Below are 17,096 nucleotides of genomic sequence, written 5' to 3'. Positions count from 1 at the left end.
GGCCGGGCCTCAGGGAGTGGCGGCGACCACCGGCCGCAGGCTGTCGATCATGCGCGCCACCACGCGCTGGGCGACGTTGTTGACGCTGTCGCGGCTGAAATAGCCGCGCCCGGCCTCCGACTGGCTGGAGGTCCAGAGAACGGCACCATCGGAGACGCGCACCAGCCGGGCGTTCAGCCCGACCACCGGCTCTTCCCGCAGGCCATGCTGATAGCCGTATTCCGACACGCTGCCGGCCAGCACCGCGTCCACCGCCAGCGCCCGGCCGGCGGCCTGCGCGTCGAGCGGGGCATCGGCCTGGGAGTCGGACGCCGCGGCGGGGCCGGCATCGGCGGACTTCAGCTCCGACAGGCGGCTGCGGACCCGGCCGGCCTCCACCATGCGGACACCGCCGACGCCGTACAACTCGGTGGAGACGAGATCGGCGGCGATCTGGCCGGCATTGGGATGGTTGGTCAGGTTCTCGAACGGCAGAACGGCGACGGTGGCGCCGGCCGGCAGCGCGGCACCCGGCTGGGCGAAGTCACGGCTGTTGATCCGCCCGACGCTGCAGCCCGCCAGCAGCAGCCCGGCCAGCAGCAGCGCGCCGCAGGCTTGTATTCCCTTGGTTTTCATCCCCATGGCCGTCGGCCCCATCGCGTCACGCATCCCCATTCCGCTGTTTCCCTTCCTTTAACCATGAAGACGTTGACACACCGTCAATAACGCCAGACCAGAGTGACGCCTGCGCTGTTCACCGCACTGGCCGTGCCGCGGGCGGTGGAGCGGGCATGGGCGGCGCGAAGCCCCAGTTCCAGCCCCTCCGCCGGCTCCCAAGCCAGGGAAACCGCGCCCTGCGGGCCGCTGCGCCCCCGGCGGTCATAGGCGTAGCCGAGCTGCGCGGCATAGCGGACATAGTCGGCGAGATGGTCCTCGACATTCACCTGGAGCGCGTGGACCTCGCGCGTCGCGGCCGGCAGCGGGATGTAGGCCTGTCCGTCCGCGTTCTGCCGTTCCTCGCGGTGGCCGACATATTCGGCGTCCAGCACATAGGCGACGCTGGCGAGCGGCCCGGCGGCGTTCAGGACGTAGCGCAGGGAGCCTTCCACCGTGGCGCTGCGCGCCAGATCGGCGGCCCCGGCCAGCCCATAGCGGTTGTAGCCGGCGCCGAACGACAGCGACCAGCGCTCCGACAGCCGGTCCTCATGCTGCAGGAAAAGCCGGTCGCGCCGGCCGCCGCCGACGATGCCCTCCAGGAAGGCGAAGCTGGGCTCGCTCCAGGCGAAGCCGGCGCGGGTCTCCCCCTCCTCGTCGCGCCAGCCGTGGGTGTAGCCGGCGCCCAGCGTCCGCGGCGCGGCGTAGACGGACAGGGTGGAGCGCTGCAGCTCCGGCCAGTCATGGACCAGCGCCGCCTCCAGACGGGTGCGCGCGCCGTGGAAGGGCTCCAGCCGGCCGTCGGCGCGCTGGGCGGCATCGACATCCACCTCGCGCCGTTCCAGCCCCCAGGTCAGGCTGGTGGACCGGCCAAGCTCCTGCACGCCGCCGAGACGCGCGATGCGCTGCATGTCGGCGTTGCGCACCTGTTGCCAATCGACGTCGAGGCGGACGCGGTCGGCATTCGCGTACAGAAGCAGCGCCTTGGCCCCGACCAGCGACGGCTCGCCGGGCGTCAGCTCCAGCGCGCCGTCATAGGCCGTCGCCGCCTCGCGCCAGCGGCCGAGCCGCTCCTCCGCCTGACCCAGCAGGGCGGTGGACTGGGCGTCCCGCGGGTCTCGCGCCAGCAGGTCGCGCAACAGCTCCCGCGCCGGCCGGACCTCCCCGCCCTCCATCATCGTCACTGCGCGGAAATAGTCGATGCGGCGCTGCGCGGCACGGTCGGCCGCCTCGGCCTGCGGCGTCGGGCGCGCGGCGGGGGAGCGGCTCAACGCAATGGTCACGCCCCTGGGGTTTGCCGCGATGTCGGCGGCGACGCCGGCTGACGGGACCAGGACGACGCTGTCATAGCCGTAGAGGATGTTGTCGATCCAGGACTCCAGCCGCTCCGGCACGCGGTCGAGCGCCACATCGCCGAGCGGCCGGCTGAAGCGCAGAACGATCTCGCGGCCCTGGCGCTCCACCTCGGTCGCGACCGGAGCGGGCCAGCTCAGGGTGAAGCGGGCGGCGCGATCCTCCCGCACGGTTTCCAGACGGGCGGAGGACGGCGCCGGCTGGGCGTGGATGGGGGTGGCGGCGAGGAGGACGGCGAGGAGGGCGAGCGTGAGCGCTTTCGATCCCCTCTCCCCCCCGCTCACGCGCAAACTTCGTTTGCGCTGACGCGACAGGCGGACCTCCGGTCCGCCGAAAGCGGGGAGAGGATTAGGGTGAGGGGGATACGCGGCTGGAATTCTCGGGAAGTCACGCCACGCATCCCCCTCACCCTCCCCGCGCCGATGGCGCGGGGTCCCTCCCTCTACCCGGGGGGGAGAGGGGGTGGAGTGCGTCAAGGCGCGGAAATCATCACGGAAGGGCCAGGACACGGCGGGCCTCCGGCAGTCGTCCGTTTTCGATCAGCATCGATGCATAGTCCGCCGTCAGCTGCCGGTCGCCGGGATGGCGCTTGCGCAGGGAGTCGAACAGGGCGACGGCCTCGTCGACCTTGCCCAGCCGGTTCAGCAGGTTGGCCTCCGTCAGGACCGCCGCGTCGTCCCGGCCGCCGCGGGCGCGGAGCTGGGCCAGCGCGATGCGGTAGAAGGGCAATGCCGCGGCGGGACGCTTCAGGGCGGTCAGAGTCTCGCCCAGGAAATAATGCGCCTCGTGATCGTCGGGGCCGCGCGCGGTGTAGCGGCGCAGCAGGCGCTCGGCATCGGCAAGGCGGTTCCCGTCGAAGGCCAGCATGCCCAGCTGGCGCAGCGCGTCGGCATCCTCGGGCTTCCTTGCCAGCAGGGCCGTCCAGGCCTCGGCGGCGGCGGCGCGCTGGCCGGTCTGTTCGGCGAGGCGGGCATAGCGGCGCAGCCGGTCGGGCGTGGCGTCCTCGCGCAGGGCGGCACGGACGGCGACCGCCAGTTCCCTGCCCTTGCCGGCCGACGCCAGCGCCTCGATGTAGGGAGCCTGCAGCGCCGGCTGGACCGGCGGACCGGCGGGCGTCGCGAGGCTTGCGGTGACGCGGGCCCCGCCGCCGAGTTCGGCCAGACGGTCGTACCATGCCGCCTGCGCCTCCGGGCCGGCTGCCGCCTTGGCCCGCGCCTCCAGCCAGTCCAGCGCCGCGGCTGGCGGGCGCGGCCCCCACAGATAGGCGAGCTGCCGGAAATCCCCGCTCTGCGGCCCCTGCATCGCGGCCAGCCGCTGCAAAGCCCGCGTCGCCCCCGTCTTGTCGCCGAGCGCCAGCAGGGCGAAGGCCGGTTCGCGACGCCGCTCCACCGGCAGGCGGTCGTCGGTGGCGCGGGCCAGCAGGTAGCGGCGCAGCTCCGCCTTGCGGCCCAGCGTTTCCAGCGTACTGCGGTAGAGCGAATCCTCCGCTTCGGCCAGCGGGGCGGCGGCGGCCTGCCGTTGCAGCAGGGCGGCAAGGTCGGGCAGCGCGTTCGCCTTGGCCGCGGCATCGGCATAGACTGCCAGCCAGACGCCGCCCAGCCGTTCCGCCCGCGCGCGCAGCAGCGGCAGGGCGGCGCGGTAGGCCTTGTGGTCGAGCAGCAGATAGGCGATGCCCTGCTCCTCCGCGTCGCTCAGGCCGCCCTTTGCCAGCTTGGCGGTCAGGTGGCGGGCCAGCTCCTCCGACCGGCCGGCGCCGTCGAGCGCCGCGATGTAGGCGGCTTCGATCTCGGCCCCGCCCCGGTCCAACAGCGGAGACAGCAGCGGCAGCGCCTCCGCCGGTTTGCCGGTCGCGGTCAGGGCGATGGCGAGGGCCAGACGGCTGCGCGGCGAGGGGTCGAGCGCGAAGGCGCGCTGTGCTGCGGCCAGCGCCAGCGGGGCGGCGCGCCGGTCGGCAACGGCCCGTTCGGCGGCGCTGCCGGCGATGTCCTGCAGCAGGGCGACGGGCAGCACCGGCCGGGCGGCCAGCCAGTCGGCGACGGCAACCGGGTCGCCCGCCTTGGCCGCCAGCCTCGCCCAGCCCTGCTCGGCCGCCGGAGAAGGCTTGGCCTGCCGGTGCGCAGCGAACCAGTCCAGACCGGCGGGCGCGCGCTCCAGGTCGATGAACAGGGCCGCCAACTCCTCCAGCTGGTCGTCGGGAACCGCATCGAACGGCGCCAGACGGTCGAAGGCGGCAGCGGCGGCGGCACGGCGGCCGGCGCGGTCGAGAATGCGGATGGCGGCCAGCCGGTCGCCGAGGGTCAGCGCGCTCCCGGCCAGACCGCGCTCCGCCCAGCGCGCGGCGGCATCGGCATCGCCGCGGCCGAGCGCGATGTTCGCCGCCAGCACCGGGTAATCGGCGAGGAACCCCTCGCCCAATTCGCGATGCAGGCGGTCGAGGAAGGGGCGGTCGCCGTCGCGCAGCGCCGTCTCGGCCAGCCCGGCCAGCACCCAATCCGGCGCCAGACGCAGGTCGCGGCCCTTCGCGGCCCGCAACGCCTCCCGCGCCTGCCCGGCATTCATCTCCAGCGCCAGCAGCCGGCCGAACTGGGAATCCTCCACCCGGCCGGACAGCGCCGACAGGCGGGTCCGCGCCTCTTCCCGGCGGTCTGCGGCGATCAGCAGGTCGACGTAGGTCAGCTCAAGTGCCAAAACGGGCGTTCGACCTGTCACCTGCGGCTCGATCAGCCTCACGCCCAGGTCCGGCCGGGAGGCCGCCGCCAGCTGGCTCGCCAGACCGATCATGTCGGCGACGGTCGGCTGCTCGCCGAGCCAGCGCCGGGCGCGGCCGAAGGCATCCTCCGCCCGGCCGAGGTCGATCAGCAGGCTCATCAGCAATTCGCGGCTGTCGGCCCCGATGTTGCCCCGGGCGCGGTCGTCGGCGTGCAGAAGCCGGTCCACCGCGCCGGCATGGTCGCCGCGCGCCGCCAGCAGCGCCGCCAGCTCCTGCTGGGCCTCGACATCCTCGGGCGCCAGCGCGCAGTAGCGGGCCAGCGCTTCGGCCTTCAACGCCATCCGGTTGCGGAATCCGGCGGCATAGGCCAGTTCGCGATAGAGGTCGGCGCTGTGCCGCAGCTCCGCCAGGACCGCCAGGTTCTCCAGGTAATCGCCCGGCCGCTGGGCATCCTGGTAGAGGCGGTTCAGCAGCTCGCGCGCCTCGACGGAGGTCGGCTCGGCGGCGACGAACTCCTCGGTCAGCGCGATGGCGCGCTCCACGTCGCCCTGGGCCAGCGACAGGCGGGTCAGCGGCATCACCGTGGCGCCGCCACGGTCGCCGGCGGCATAGCGCTCCTCATAGACGGCGCGGGCGCTTTCATAATCGCGGTCGCGGAATTTCTGCAGGGCAAGCTCGCCGCCGCGCGGGATCAGCAGCAGGCTGGCGCCGATGCCCGCGATCAGCACCAGCAGGACGACGAGGATGTTCGCGCGCATCGCCGCCCTACCCCGCCGCGCCGCCGGAGGGACGAAGGATGGGACGAAGCCGCAGGATCAGCGGGTCGATGCCCGACAGCGGGACGGTCAGGGCCAGCCGGCCGTCGTCATCGGCGGTCGCGCTGCCGGTCCACAGGACGGCGCCGTCGCGTTCCGCGGTGATCGTCCAGGGTCCGGGACGGGGAACCCGCCACACCATGGCCCCCTCGCCATAGCCGGTGGCGGCGACGCGGAAGCCCGCGCCCTCCCCCGTCCCCTCCCCCGCCAGCGCCGAGAAGGCCCAGCGCCCCTCGACCAGATAGGGCACGGGAGCGGGCGGATCGCGGTCGGCCCGGTCGATTTCGGCGAGCGCCACCACCGGCTCCGCCACCGCGGGGTCGAGCGCGACATAAAGGCTGCCCTGGCTGTGGCGCTGGCCCAGCACCCCGGTGGAGCGGGTGAAATCGACCGCGGTGGCGCTGGCCCGGTCGAAGCGCAGCGTGTTCAACGCCCCGCGGTCGCGCACGCGCCAGCGCCGTCCGCCCTCCAGCGGCTCGAACCGGGCGGTGTAGAAACCTTCGGCGATGCGGGCGTAGATGGAGGCGGCGACCGGTGCCAGCTCCGTCGCGCGGGCGGCGGTCAGCACCGAAACCAGCGCATTCAGGCTGGCCGCCTTCTGGCCGCTGTACATGTGGTAATAGACGTTGAAGGGCTTCAGCCGGATGGGAGCGCCGGCATGCCGCATGGTGTTGACCAGATTGCGGTAGCCGTAGAAGCGGTTGGTCCACAGGTCGGTGTAGGTGTTCTCGTTGCTGCCGGCGGCGTAGATCTGGCGTTCCGTCCCCACCGGCAGGCCGACGGGCGGCAGGCCGGTGATGGAGGGGAAATCGGCGTCGAAGCGGGCGTCGCCGCCGTTCATGTTGACGCCGCCCGTCTTGCGCACCGCCGCCAGCGCGTCCTCGAACGGAGAGGTGTCGCCCGACCATTGCACCAGCACCGCCCGCTTGCCGGCCGGGGCCAGCCGGGTGAAGTAATCCAGCGCGCCGCCGATCTCCTGGTCGAGGTCGAAGGGCTGCTGCAGATAGGCGCGCGGAACGGCATAGCGGCCGATGTCCGACACCTCGCCCGCCGTCTCCGCCGCGTGGTCGTCGCTCTTGGTCGGGCGGTATGTGCCGTCGCGGTCGAGGAACGGGGCTTCCTTCTGCCGGCTGTAGTCCTTGAAGAAAATCCACTGGAAGGGATGGGTCCAGGTGTGGCTGGCCGGTTCGACCTGCGGCAGGGCGAACAGTGTCTTCGCCGCCTCGACCGACTGCGGCGTGCCGTTCCAGGTCGGGTCGAGGTCGCCGACGATGGGGGCGACGGTCACCGGCAGGTCGGGAAAGGGCTCGATGGCGGCGATGCGCACCATGTCGGCGGACAGGACCCGCTTGGCGGCATGGGGCGTCACCTCCGTCACGTTGCGCCAGCCGTCGCCGTCGATGTGGCTGAAATAGATCCGCCGGCCCGACAGGGTGGTGACGTCGGGCTTCGGCAGGTCGTCGGTGGCGAAGGCGTTCCGGAAGAAGGCGAAGGGATCGACGATCCATTGCCGCCGGTTGTACTCGGCGTCGAAATAGCGGTCGTAGCCTTCGGCCGCCAGCCCGCCGGCCGGGCCGGTCACCACCAGATGGCTGTCGCTGGCCGGATCGTCCGCCCGCCGCATCACCAGATGGGAGGAGACGCGGGCATCGGTCTTGCGGAACAGCGGATAGCCGGGCAGCACGCCCGACAGCGTCCGTTCGAAACCGATCGTCCCATCGGCCAGTGCCGGCTTCGACCGGTAGGTCAGGTCGGAAAAGCCGTCGTCGTCGCGCAGCCCGAAGCGGGCGAAGAAGCGGTTGGCGAGCGCCAGCGGCACCGGCCTGCCGCCGCGCTCCAGCCGCACCCCCGGCTGGCCCAGCACGGCGAAGCGGACGCCGCGGTCCATCGCCCGCCCCACCCAGTCGATGTAGGCGGCGGCATCGGCGAAGGGCTCGCCGGCGAACCAGGTGACGACGCCGCGCAAGCCCGGATAGCGCGACAGATCGGGCAGGCCGTCGGCGACGTTCCAATAGACGACCGACAATCCCAGATGGTTCAGCGGCAGTTCCACCATGGTGTGGATGCGGCTGAGGCGGATCGTGTCCTCCTCCCGCAGGTCGACCAGCGCCAGGATGGTGCGCGGCACCTCCTGCCGGAAGGCTGCGGCCGCAGGCGGCGCGCTGGCCGCCGTGGCGGGCATGGCCCACGGCAGCAGCAGGCCGAGCGCCAGCGCTGCCGCCACCGCTGTGGCGATGCGCCTCACCGGGCCGGCTCCGGGATCAGGCGGTCCAGTTCGACCGTGGAGACATAGGGGGAAAAGCCGTTGGCCCGCTGCAGATCGTAGATGGCCCGCACGCCCGCCGTGTCGGCTGGATCCCAGTAATCGAGCGTCAGTAGGCCGAGACGCGGGTTCGATGCGCCGGCGGCCTTCAGCGCCTCCACCTGGAACCGGTAATCCTCCGCACTCTGGCGGTGCGGGCGCCTGGCGGCGAAATCCCAGCCGGCATAGACGCTCTCGCCCAGCACATGGGTCAGCAGCGGGGCCGTCTGCGGCAGGATCTCATAGGCGCGGTTCTGCGTCAGGCCGATGTCCGGCCAGTTGCGGCGGATGGCCCGCACCAGCGCCGCCGCGGCGTCGGTCATGCCGCGCCAGCGCTTGGGCTCGGTGCGCTCCAGATGCGGCGGGTTGTCGAGCGTGTCGAGGAAGACGCCGTGGAAGCCTTCGCGCAGGATGGCCGGCACCAGTTCCTCCACCACCAGCTTGACCCAGCGGCGGTCGCGGACATCGACATAGAAGCTGCCGGGCCAGTTGGGGTTCTCCTGGTCCAGGATGCCCCAGCCCTTCACCCGGCCGAACCATGGCCGGTGAGTCTCCACCTCCCCCACGCTGAGATAGCCGAACAGGGTCTTGCCGCGGTCGGCCAGCGGCTGGAGCGGCGGATGGGTGCGGCTGTCCAGGACCAGCAGCCGGTAGGGCTGGAAGGCCGACAACGGAGCCGCATCGGCGTAATAGACCGCCCAGGGAGAATTGGGGGATCGAGTGGCGGAGGATGGAAAAGCCGAAGCCTGGCCGGTCCCGGCGGCCCGCAGCGGGCGGTTGGGCAACGCCAGCGACGCCGCACCCGACACCAGCCCCGCGGCGACTGCGCGCCGCCCGATCAGACCACCGATCACGCCACCCCAACCCCTCTCGACGCTCATCCGACCCGAGCGGTCAACCGAGCCACGCCAGCGTCTCGCGCAGCCCGTCCTCCAGCGCCGTGTCGCAGCTCATGCCGAAGGCGGCGATAAGGCGCGACGGATCGCCGATGGACACCCGGATGTCGCCCGGCCGCGCCGGTCCATACCGGCGGTCGAGCGGACGGCCCGATAGCTCCCCCAGCACCTCCGCCAGCCGGTTCACCGTGGTCGGACGGCCGGTGCAGACATTGAAGACCGGTGCGCCGGACCTTGGAGTGTCCATCGCAGCCGTCAGATATCGCACCAAGTCCTTTACGAAGATGAAATCCCGCACCTGCTGGCCGTCCCCATTGATGGTGATCGGCTCCCCCCGGGCGATCCGGCCGGCGAAGATCGAGATCACGCCGGAATAGGGCGATTTCGGGTCCTGGCGCGGGCCATAGACATTGAAGAAGCGGAAACCGGTGGTCGGCACGCCATGCACGATGTCAGCCACCCGCGCATGCAGCTCGCAGCCCAGCTTGTCGGCGCCATAGGCGGACAGCGGGCGGGTCGCCGCATCCTCGGATAGCGGCATGGCCGGATTGTCGCCATAGACGGCGGCGGAGGAGGCATAGACCACCGGCACCGGCCCCTTCGCATTGGCGCGGCGGGCGGCGTCGAACACGGCGATGGTGCCGGACAGGTTGGCATGGTGGGTTTCCAGCCACGCCTCGCGCGAGCGGTCGACGGAGGCGACGGCGGCCAGATGGAAACAGCCGTCCACGCCGTCACCGTCGGAGCCGGCCATCGCCGCTTCCACCGCCGCCGCGTCGGCGACGTCGCCGACCGTCACCGGCACGGAAGCGGGCAGGTTCTCGCGCTTGCCGGTGGACAGGTCGTCCAGAACCCGCACCTCGTGTCCGGCGGACAGCAGCCGCTCGATCAGGTGCGAGCCGATGAAGCCGCAGCCGCCGGTAACCAGATAACGCGCCATCGCTGCAGCTCCCTCCGCTCTTGCGTGTGTGGTGGTTCTTCCGCAGGCGCCGGCTTGGCGGATCTCACGCCATAGCGGACATCACGGAAGACGGGTGATCCCTGCCTGGACAGCGGTCATGCGGCAGTCAGGAAACCGGCGACGGTGGCCTGGAACTCCTTGGGCTTGATCGGCTTGGAGACATGGCCGTCGAATCCCGCATCGGCCAGCCGGCGCTTGTCGGCGGGGGTGGCGAGGTTGGTGACGGCCAGCACCGTCGTCGCGGCGAGGTCGCCATCGGCACGGATCTGCTTAATCAGCTCAAGCCCCGACAGGCCGGGCATGACGATGTCCATCACCACCAGATCCGGCGCCGTCTCGCGCATCAGCGACAGAACCGACGTGGCGTCGGACGCCTCGACCACGGCGAAACCGCCTTCCTCCAGGCAGCGGACGAAGAGCTTGCGCATCAGCACATTGTCTTCGACCACCAGGATCGTCCGCGTCTTGTCGACCGTGTCCACCATCTTGCCATCCGGACCTTGGTTCCGCGCCCCGTGCGGCCGGCCATGCGGCGCCGGCCGGCGCACAGGACCACATACGGCATATCCATGCGGCATTTCGCATATAACTCATTGTCTACGGCTTTTGGTTTCGCCGGTCAAGCCGCCCACAGCTTCGGAGAGGGGCAGTCACACCGATGGTGTGCGAGGCTTGTTGCAGCCGTGCCATGACTATTGGAGCAGCGCTTTCCTCTGGCGTCACCGGCCCGGTTGAGGCCATCCTCCCGGCAAAGCCGGAGATCGAACGTCCGCAGGATCATCCGGGGGGACCATCCGGGTCCGCAAACCAGGGAGAAAGAGCATCGTGACAGCGCCCTTCATCCTCTACGGCAATGTGAATTCCCAGCCGGCGACCCGCGTGGCACTGTTTTTCCGGCTGGCGGGCATCCCGTTCCAGTACCGGCATGTCGATCTGCGCAACGGCCAGCAGAAATCGGCGGATTATCGGGCGATCAACCGCTTCGGCCGGGTGCCGACGCTGGTGCATGGCGACCATTCGATTTCCGAATCCAGCGTAATCCTGACCTATCTGGCCGAACAGACCGGGCAGTTCGGCGGCCGTGACGAGGCCGAGAAGCTGCGGCTCGCCGAATGGCTGAGCTGGCTGGCCGACGTGCTTCTGCCGGTGCAGCGCGCCCGCGCCGTGCGCAAGTTCAACGGCGACGCCAACGCCCTGCCCTGGCTCGACGCCTCCGCCGCCACCGGCATGAAGCTGTTCGACGAGCATCTGGCCGGCCGCAGCTTCATCGAGGGCGACCGGCTGACCATCGCCGACATCTTCGCCTTCCCCTGGATCGACCTGCTGAACGAATCCGCCATCGAGGCCAAGGACTACCCCAACGTCCAGGCCTGGGCCGACCGCATCCGCGCGCAGCCCGGCTACAAGCCGCAGTACGAGCTGATGCCGTCTGCGGACGCGGAGTGCTGAGGCAAGTGTGACGGGGTGCCGGCGGCAGGTGCCCCCTCCCTAACCCTCCCCCGCTAACGCGGGAGAGGGAACTCCGCCGCTCAAACGCTGACTCTCTCTCCCGCAGAGCGGGGGAGGGTTGGGGAGGGGGCAGAGCTGCGACACTCACCCCCGCGTGTCGTCGATCACCTTGCCGTCATTCGGCAAACTCCCCGGCGCCACGAACTCCACCTTCCCATTCAGCTTGGTCACCGCCGCCAGCGTCTCGCGGATGGCGGCGGCGAGATCGTCTCCGCTCTCCTCCGCTTCGCAGCGCAGCGTCATGGTGTCGCTGGCGTCCTGGCGACCGACGACGAGGCGACCGCGGGAGATCTGGGGATGGCGGCGCAGCACCTCGGCGACCTGACCGGGGTGGACGAACATGCCCTTGACCTTGGTGGTCTGGTCGGCGCGTCCCATCCAGCCCTTCAGCCGCATGTTGGTCCGGCCGCAGGGGCTGGTTCCCGGCAGAACCGCCGACAGGTCGCCGGTGGCGAAGCGGATCAGCGGATAGGCCGGGTTGAAGATGGTCACCACCACCTCTCCCACCTCGCCGTCGGGAACCGGGTCGCCGGTGCCGGGGCGGACGATCTCGACGATGCAGCCCTCGTTCACCACCAGACCCGACCTTGCGGTGGTCTCGTAGGCGACGATGCCGAGGTCGGCGGTGCCGTAGCTCTGGTAGACCTCCAGCCCGCGCGCCTCGTAGAAGGCGCGGGCGTCGGGCAGATAGGGGCCGCCCGACACGGCGGCGATGCGGATGGAGGAGACGTCGAGCCCCAGCGCGTCGCCCTTCTCCAGGATGATCTTCAGGAAGTCGGGCGTGCCGATATAGCCGCGCGGCTTCAGGCTGGCGACGACCTGCGCCTGCATTTCGCTGTTGCCGGTGCCGGCCGGGATGACGGCGCAGCCGACGGCGTGCGCGCCCGTCTCGAACATCGAGCCGGCCGGGGTCAGGTGATAGGCGAAGCAGTTGTGGGCGAGGTCGCCGGCGCGGAAACCGGCGGCGAACAGCGCACGGGCGCTGCGCCAGGGATCGACGCCATGCGGCTCCGGATCGTGGATCGGGCCGGGCGAGGCGAAGACGCGGGCCAACCGCCCGATCTCCACCGCCGCCAGACCGCCGAAGGGCGGATTCTCCTGCTGCAGCGCGATCAGGTCGGCCTTGCGCGTCACCGGCAGGGTGGCGAGCGACGCGCGGTCATGGATCGCCGCCGGGTCGATCTCCGCCAGCAGCCGGCGGAAATAGGGGGCGTTGTCCTTGGCGTGGTGCAGATGGGCGGGCAGCGCCGCGAACTGCTCGGCCTCGCGCCGGTCGGAGGAACGGGTTTCGAGGTCGTCGTAGAAGTCGGTCATGGTCGTTCGTCCGTTCAGGGGTCGGCCGAGGTGACGCGCATTGCTCTGCCATCCTCTTTGCCCCCTCCCCATCCCTCCCCCGCTCCGCGGGAGAGGGGGCAGGACGCTTGCGGGAGTGTTGCAAGGAAATGGCGGCAGTCCCCTCTCCCGCGATCGGACCGGCCTTCGGCCGGCCGAGAGCGGGGGAGGGTTAGGGAGGGGGCAAAGCAGTCAAATCCAGCGCTTGCGCCGCTTGAAGCTTTTCAAATTCTTGAAGCTCTTGCGCTCTTCGTTGCCGCCGCCGAGGTAGAATTCCTTCACGTCCTCGTTGTTGCGCAGCTCTTCGGCGGTGCCGTCCAGCACGACCTTGCCGTTTTCCATGATGTAGCCGCGGGTCGCGGCCTGCAGCGCCATGCGGGCGTTCTGCTCCACCAGCAGGATGGTGACGCCCAGATCCCTGTTGATCTGCTGGACGATGCTGAACACCTCCTTCACCATCAACGGCGACAGGCCCATGCTGGGCTCGTCCATCAGGATCAGCTTCGGCCTTGCCATCATCGCGCGGCCGATGGCCAGCATCTGCTGCTCGCCGCCGGAGAGATAGCCGGCAAGGCCGGTGCGCTCCTTCAGCCGGGGGAAATAGCTGAACACCATGTCCAGGTCGTCCTTCACCCCGTTGTCGCGGCGGGTGTAGGCGCCGAGGCGCAGGTTCTCCAGGCAGGTCATATCGGCGATGATGCGCCGGCCCTCCATCACCTGGAAGATGCCCTTGCGGACGATCCGGTCGGGGTCGATGCCGTTGATGCGCTCGCCGTTGAAGGTGATGTCGCCGCGGGTGACCTCGCCGTCCTCGGTCTTCAGCAGGCCGGAGATCGCCTTCAGCGTCGTCGACTTGCCGGCGCCGTTGGCGCCCAGCAGGGCGACGATCTCCCCCTCCGGCACCTCCAGGCTGAGGCCGCGGAGCACGAGGATCACGTCGTTGTAGACGACCTCGATGTTGTTGACGGACAGCATCATCCGCTTCGCAGCCGTGACGGGCGGCACAACTGGAGCGTTGGTCGAAGCGGCCGTGGCGGTGGTCTGCATGCGGCACCTGAACTTTCCGAAAGATGAACCGGTCGGAAGAAGGGGGGCGCCCCAGCCGATGACGTACGGGGGCGCCGGGTACTCAAGGACTTACCAGCCCAGCCATTCCGGCTTGCGCGGGACGTCGACGGTGGTCAGCTTCTCCAGCTTGATCGTGCCGGCCTTGACCAGCTCGTCCACGCCGGCGCCGGTGTCGCCGCCGACCTTGGCGCGGTAGATGTTGACCGCCGTCATGCCGCGGTGGTCGTTCTCGGTCCAGGTCGAGGGAACGCAGACCCCCTCCAGCCCGGCCGGGACCCAGTCCTTCTTCTGATACATCGCCTTGCGGATGTTCGGACCGGCGACGCCGCCGTTCTTCGACGCCCAGTCCATCGCCTCCTTCATGATGAAGGCGGTGCAGACGCCGGCCATGTAGTGCACCGGACGATAGGCGGTGCCGGCCGCGTCGGACATCTTGGAAATGTCCTTCAGCGTCTTCATGCCCGGCGCGTCGCCGTTCCAGGTGACCGCGGTGCGCATCGGGAACACCACGCCGTCGGCGGCGGCGCCGGCGGCCTTGGCGGCGTTCTCGTCCATGCCCCAGACATTGCCCATGAACTGCACCTTGGCGCCGACCGTCTGGCAGGCCTTCAGCACCGAGATGTTGGAGCCGGCGGTGTTGCCGAGATAGGCGTAGTTGACGCCGGACTGCTTCAGCGTCAGGCACTGGGCGGTGTAGTCGCCGGGGGTCAGGGCGAACTGCACGGCCGGCAGCACCTCGAAGCCCAGCTCCTTGGCCAGCTGCTCGCCGGCTTCCTTCGGCGCGTTGGGATAGGGGTGGTTGGCGCCCATATGGACGTATTTCGGCTTGCCCTGGCCGCCCTGCTTCTTCCAGTCCTCAGCCGCCCACATCAGCATGCCGCGCAGCGCGTCGGAATAGGAGGGACCGTAGAAGAAGTTGTAGGGCGCCGGCTTGGAGCCGTGCGGGCCCTTGCCGGTCGGGTCGGTCAGGTGGCCGGAGTAGGAGCCGGAGTAGGCCGGGATCTCGTCCTTGCCGACGAAGCCGGTCAGCGCCTCGGTGTCGGCGGTGCCCCAGCCCTGCAGGGCTGCGATCTTGTCGCTGCCCGAGGACCATTTCTTGTACTGGCTGATGGCGCGCGGCGCCTGATAGCCGTAGTCGACGGTGTCGACGGCCAGCTTGGTGCCGTTGATGCCGCCCTTGGAGTTGATGTAGGCGAGCGCATCCGCCACGCCCTGCGCATAGGGCACGCCGACGTCGGAGGTGGCGCCGGACTGGTCCGCCAGATGGCCGACCGGGATGTCGGCCCAAGCGGAGGTGACGCCCGTGGCGGTGGTCGCCAGCAGGAGGGCCGAAGTGGCGAAAAGCGCGGTCTTGATCGACATGGTGCGTTGACTCCCCATTCTGTTCTGTTTGTTGACCGGCAAAGCGTCGAAACTCAGTGCGAGAAGGGATAGAGCTTCCAGTAGGCCTTGATCTGCTTCCAGCGGTGGGCCAGCCCGTCGGGCTCGAACACCAGGAACAAGATGATGACGAGGCCGATCGACATCTCGCGCAGGAAGGCGATGTTGTCCTTCAGGTTCAGCGCGGTATCGATGGCGGTGCCGCTGACCAGCTTGGTGAGCGCCTGCATCGCCTCCGGCAGGAAGACCATGAAGGCGGTGCCCATCAGCGTGCCCATGATAGAGCCCAGCCCGCCGATGATGATCATGCCCAGGAACTGGATCGAGAAGAGGATGGTGAAGCCCTCCACCGACACGAACTGCAGGTAATGGGCGTAGAGGGCGCCGCCGATGCCGGCGTAGAAGGCGGAGATGCCGAAGGACATCGTCCGGTACTTCGTCAGGTTGATGCCCATGATCTCGGCGGAGAGATAATGGTCGCGCACGGCCACCAGGGCGCGGCCGTCGCGGGTCCGCATCAGGTTGGTGGCGAGGATATACATCACCACCAGCGCCACCAGGGCAACGTAGAAGTACCGCTCGTCGGTGTCGAAGGCGAAGCCGAAGATGGTCAGCGGCTCGGCGATGGTGCCGGCGGTGCCGCCGGTGAACCAGTCGGCCCGGGCGAAGAAGTCCTGCAGGATATACTGCGCCGCCAGCGTGGCGATGGCGAGATACAGGCCCTTCAGCCGCGCCGCCGGCATGCCGAACAGCAGCCCGACCAGGGTGGTGACCACGCCCGCCAGCGGGATGGCCAGCGCCACCGGAACGCCCAGGCTGTTGTTCAGCCAGGCCGACGCGAAGGCGCCGAAGCCGAAGAAGGCGGAATGGCCGATGGAGATCTGGCCGGTGAAGCCGACCAGGATGTTCAGGCCGAGCGCGGCGATGCCGAGATAGCCGATCTGGATCAGCAGGCTGAGCCAGTAGCGATCCATGAAGGCCGGGCAGGCCAGGAGCAGAACCACGCCCAGGATCGCGAAGTTGCGGCTGGTCTTGGTCGGGAAGATGGTGGTGTCGGTCCCGTAGGACGTCTTGAAATCGCCGCTCGGGATGATGCTGATGTTCGCCATTTGGGCCTCACACGCGCTCGATGTCTTTGGTGCCGAACAGGCCGTAGGGCTTGATCATCAGGATGGCGATCAGGACGTAGAAGGGCGCGATCTCGTACATGTTGCCCCAGTTCAGCCACTGGCTGTCCAGGTAGTGCGCCATGTTCTCCAGCACGCCGACGATCAGGCCGCCGACCACCGCGCCGATGACGCTGTCGAGACCGCCCAGGATCACCGCCGGGAACACCTTGATGCCGAAGAAGGACAAGGCCGACGACACGCCGTTGACCACGCCCACCGTGACGCCGGCCACCGCCGACACCATGGCGGAGATCGCCCAGCTCATCGCGAACATGTGGCGGACCGAGATGCCCAGCGACTGCGCCACCTGCTGGTCGAAGGCGGTGGCCCGCATGGCGAGGCCGGTCCGCGAGTATTTGAAGAACCAGCCGAAGCCCGCCATGATCAGGATCGAGATCAGCAGCGACATCACGTAGACGGTCTGCACCTCCAGCCCGAACAGGTTCATGGTGGGGCTGGCGAAGATCGGCGGGAAGGGCTTGGCGAAGACGCCGAACATCCACTTCATCGCCGCCTGGAAGACGATGGACAGGCCGATGGTCACCATGATGACGGAGATGATCGGTTCGCCGATCATCGGCCTGAGCACGACGATCTGCAGGATGACGCCGAAGGCCAGCATGAAGACCAGCGTGATCGGGAAGCCGATCCAGAAGGGCAGCTGCCAGCTGGTCAGCAACCACCAGCAGGTCCAGGCGCCGATCAGCAGGAATTCGCCCTGGGCGAAGTTGACGATGCGGCTGGCCTTGTAGATCAGCACGAAGGACATGGCGACCACGCCATACAGCGCGCCGACGATCAGGCCGTTGACGAGAAGCTGAAACAGAAGGGTCATGGCGTGGCCTCTTTCTGTCCCTCTCCCGCCCCGGGAGAGGGTGGCCCGAAGGGCCGGGTGAGGGTGCTGCAAGGATCAGGGCGCCCGCTTCTTGCCGGCCCCCTCACCCTCCCCATGCTCCGCACGGGTCCCC

Annotated in this window: 13 protein-coding genes; 1 reads left to right on the top strand and 12 read right to left on the bottom strand. The window is 69.6% G+C overall.

From position 1 onward, the window contains the following. Positions 1-9: 9 nt before the first annotated feature. The 7 genes from AZOLI_RS14730 to AZOLI_RS14700 form a co-directional block, all read right to left on the bottom strand. Positions 10-654 carry a hypothetical protein gene (locus AZOLI_RS14730; protein ID WP_014187961.1) on the bottom strand — a complete coding sequence of 215 codons (645 nt, stop codon included), beginning with the start codon at positions 652-654 and terminating at the stop codon, positions 10-12. 44 nt (positions 655-698) lie between these two features. Next, positions 699-2,270: a tetratricopeptide repeat protein gene (locus AZOLI_RS14725; protein WP_014187960.1), complete on the bottom strand. Its 1,572-nt coding sequence runs from the start codon at positions 2,268-2,270 to the stop codon at positions 699-701. A 205-nt stretch (positions 2,271-2,475) separates the two neighbouring features. Then, complete coding sequence (locus AZOLI_RS14720; protein ID WP_014187959.1) at positions 2,476-5,454, bottom strand: tetratricopeptide repeat protein; 2,979 nt, start codon at positions 5,452-5,454, stop codon at positions 2,476-2,478. A 7-nt stretch (positions 5,455-5,461) separates the two neighbouring features. After that, complete coding sequence (locus tag AZOLI_RS14715; RefSeq protein ID WP_014187958.1) at positions 5,462-7,756, bottom strand: polysaccharide deacetylase family protein; 2,295 nt, start codon at positions 7,754-7,756, stop codon at positions 5,462-5,464. Next, complete coding sequence (locus AZOLI_RS14710) at positions 7,753-8,667, bottom strand: endo alpha-1,4 polygalactosaminidase (protein ID WP_162488209.1); 915 nt, start codon at positions 8,665-8,667, stop codon at positions 7,753-7,755. Before AZOLI_RS14710 ends, AZOLI_RS14715 begins: the two co-directional genes overlap by 4 nt. Positions 8,668-8,707: 40 nt before the next feature. Next, entirely contained in the window at positions 8,708-9,649 is a 942-nt protein-coding gene (locus AZOLI_RS14705) for an SDR family oxidoreductase (RefSeq protein ID WP_014187956.1), read from the bottom strand. A gap of 116 nt (positions 9,650-9,765) precedes the next feature. Further along, positions 9,766-10,155, bottom strand: coding sequence for a response regulator (locus AZOLI_RS14700; RefSeq protein ID WP_014187955.1), 390 nt, complete (start codon positions 10,153-10,155; stop codon positions 9,766-9,768). A 340-nt stretch (positions 10,156-10,495) separates the two neighbouring features. Here AZOLI_RS14700 and AZOLI_RS14695 point away from each other — a divergent pair, with 340 nt between their 5' ends. Further along, positions 10,496-11,119, top strand: coding sequence for a glutathione S-transferase family protein (locus tag AZOLI_RS14695; protein ID WP_014187954.1), 624 nt, complete (start codon positions 10,496-10,498; stop codon positions 11,117-11,119). 144 nt (positions 11,120-11,263) lie between these two features. On the opposite strand, the gene AZOLI_RS14690 is transcribed toward AZOLI_RS14695, so the two are convergent. The 5 genes from AZOLI_RS14690 to AZOLI_RS14670 form a co-directional block, all read right to left on the bottom strand. Next, positions 11,264-12,493, bottom strand: coding sequence for a phenylacetate--CoA ligase family protein (locus AZOLI_RS14690; protein ID WP_014187953.1), 1,230 nt, complete (start codon positions 12,491-12,493; stop codon positions 11,264-11,266). A gap of 210 nt (positions 12,494-12,703) precedes the next feature. Further along, on the bottom strand, positions 12,704-13,558 hold the full coding sequence (locus AZOLI_RS14685) for an ABC transporter ATP-binding protein (protein ID WP_014187952.1): 855 nt from the start codon (positions 13,556-13,558) through the stop codon (positions 12,704-12,706). A gap of 90 nt (positions 13,559-13,648) precedes the next feature. Beyond that, positions 13,649-14,941, bottom strand: a complete 1,293-nt coding sequence (locus AZOLI_RS14680; protein ID WP_014187951.1) for an ABC transporter substrate-binding protein — start codon at positions 14,939-14,941, stop codon at positions 13,649-13,651. Between the two features lie 53 nt (positions 14,942-14,994). Further along, positions 14,995-16,068, bottom strand: a complete 1,074-nt coding sequence (locus AZOLI_RS14675; RefSeq protein WP_014187950.1) for a branched-chain amino acid ABC transporter permease — start codon at positions 16,066-16,068, stop codon at positions 14,995-14,997. Between the two features lie 7 nt (positions 16,069-16,075). Further along, positions 16,076-16,963, bottom strand: coding sequence for a branched-chain amino acid ABC transporter permease (locus AZOLI_RS14670; protein ID WP_014187949.1), 888 nt, complete (start codon positions 16,961-16,963; stop codon positions 16,076-16,078). Between the last annotated feature and the right edge of the window lie 133 nt (positions 16,964-17,096).

Source organism: Azospirillum lipoferum 4B, assembly GCF_000283655.1.
Lineage (GTDB): Bacteria > Pseudomonadota > Alphaproteobacteria > Azospirillales > Azospirillaceae > Azospirillum > Azospirillum lipoferum_C.
Note: the sequence above shows the minus strand (reverse complement) of the source record. Positions and strands in the feature narration are given on the sequence as shown.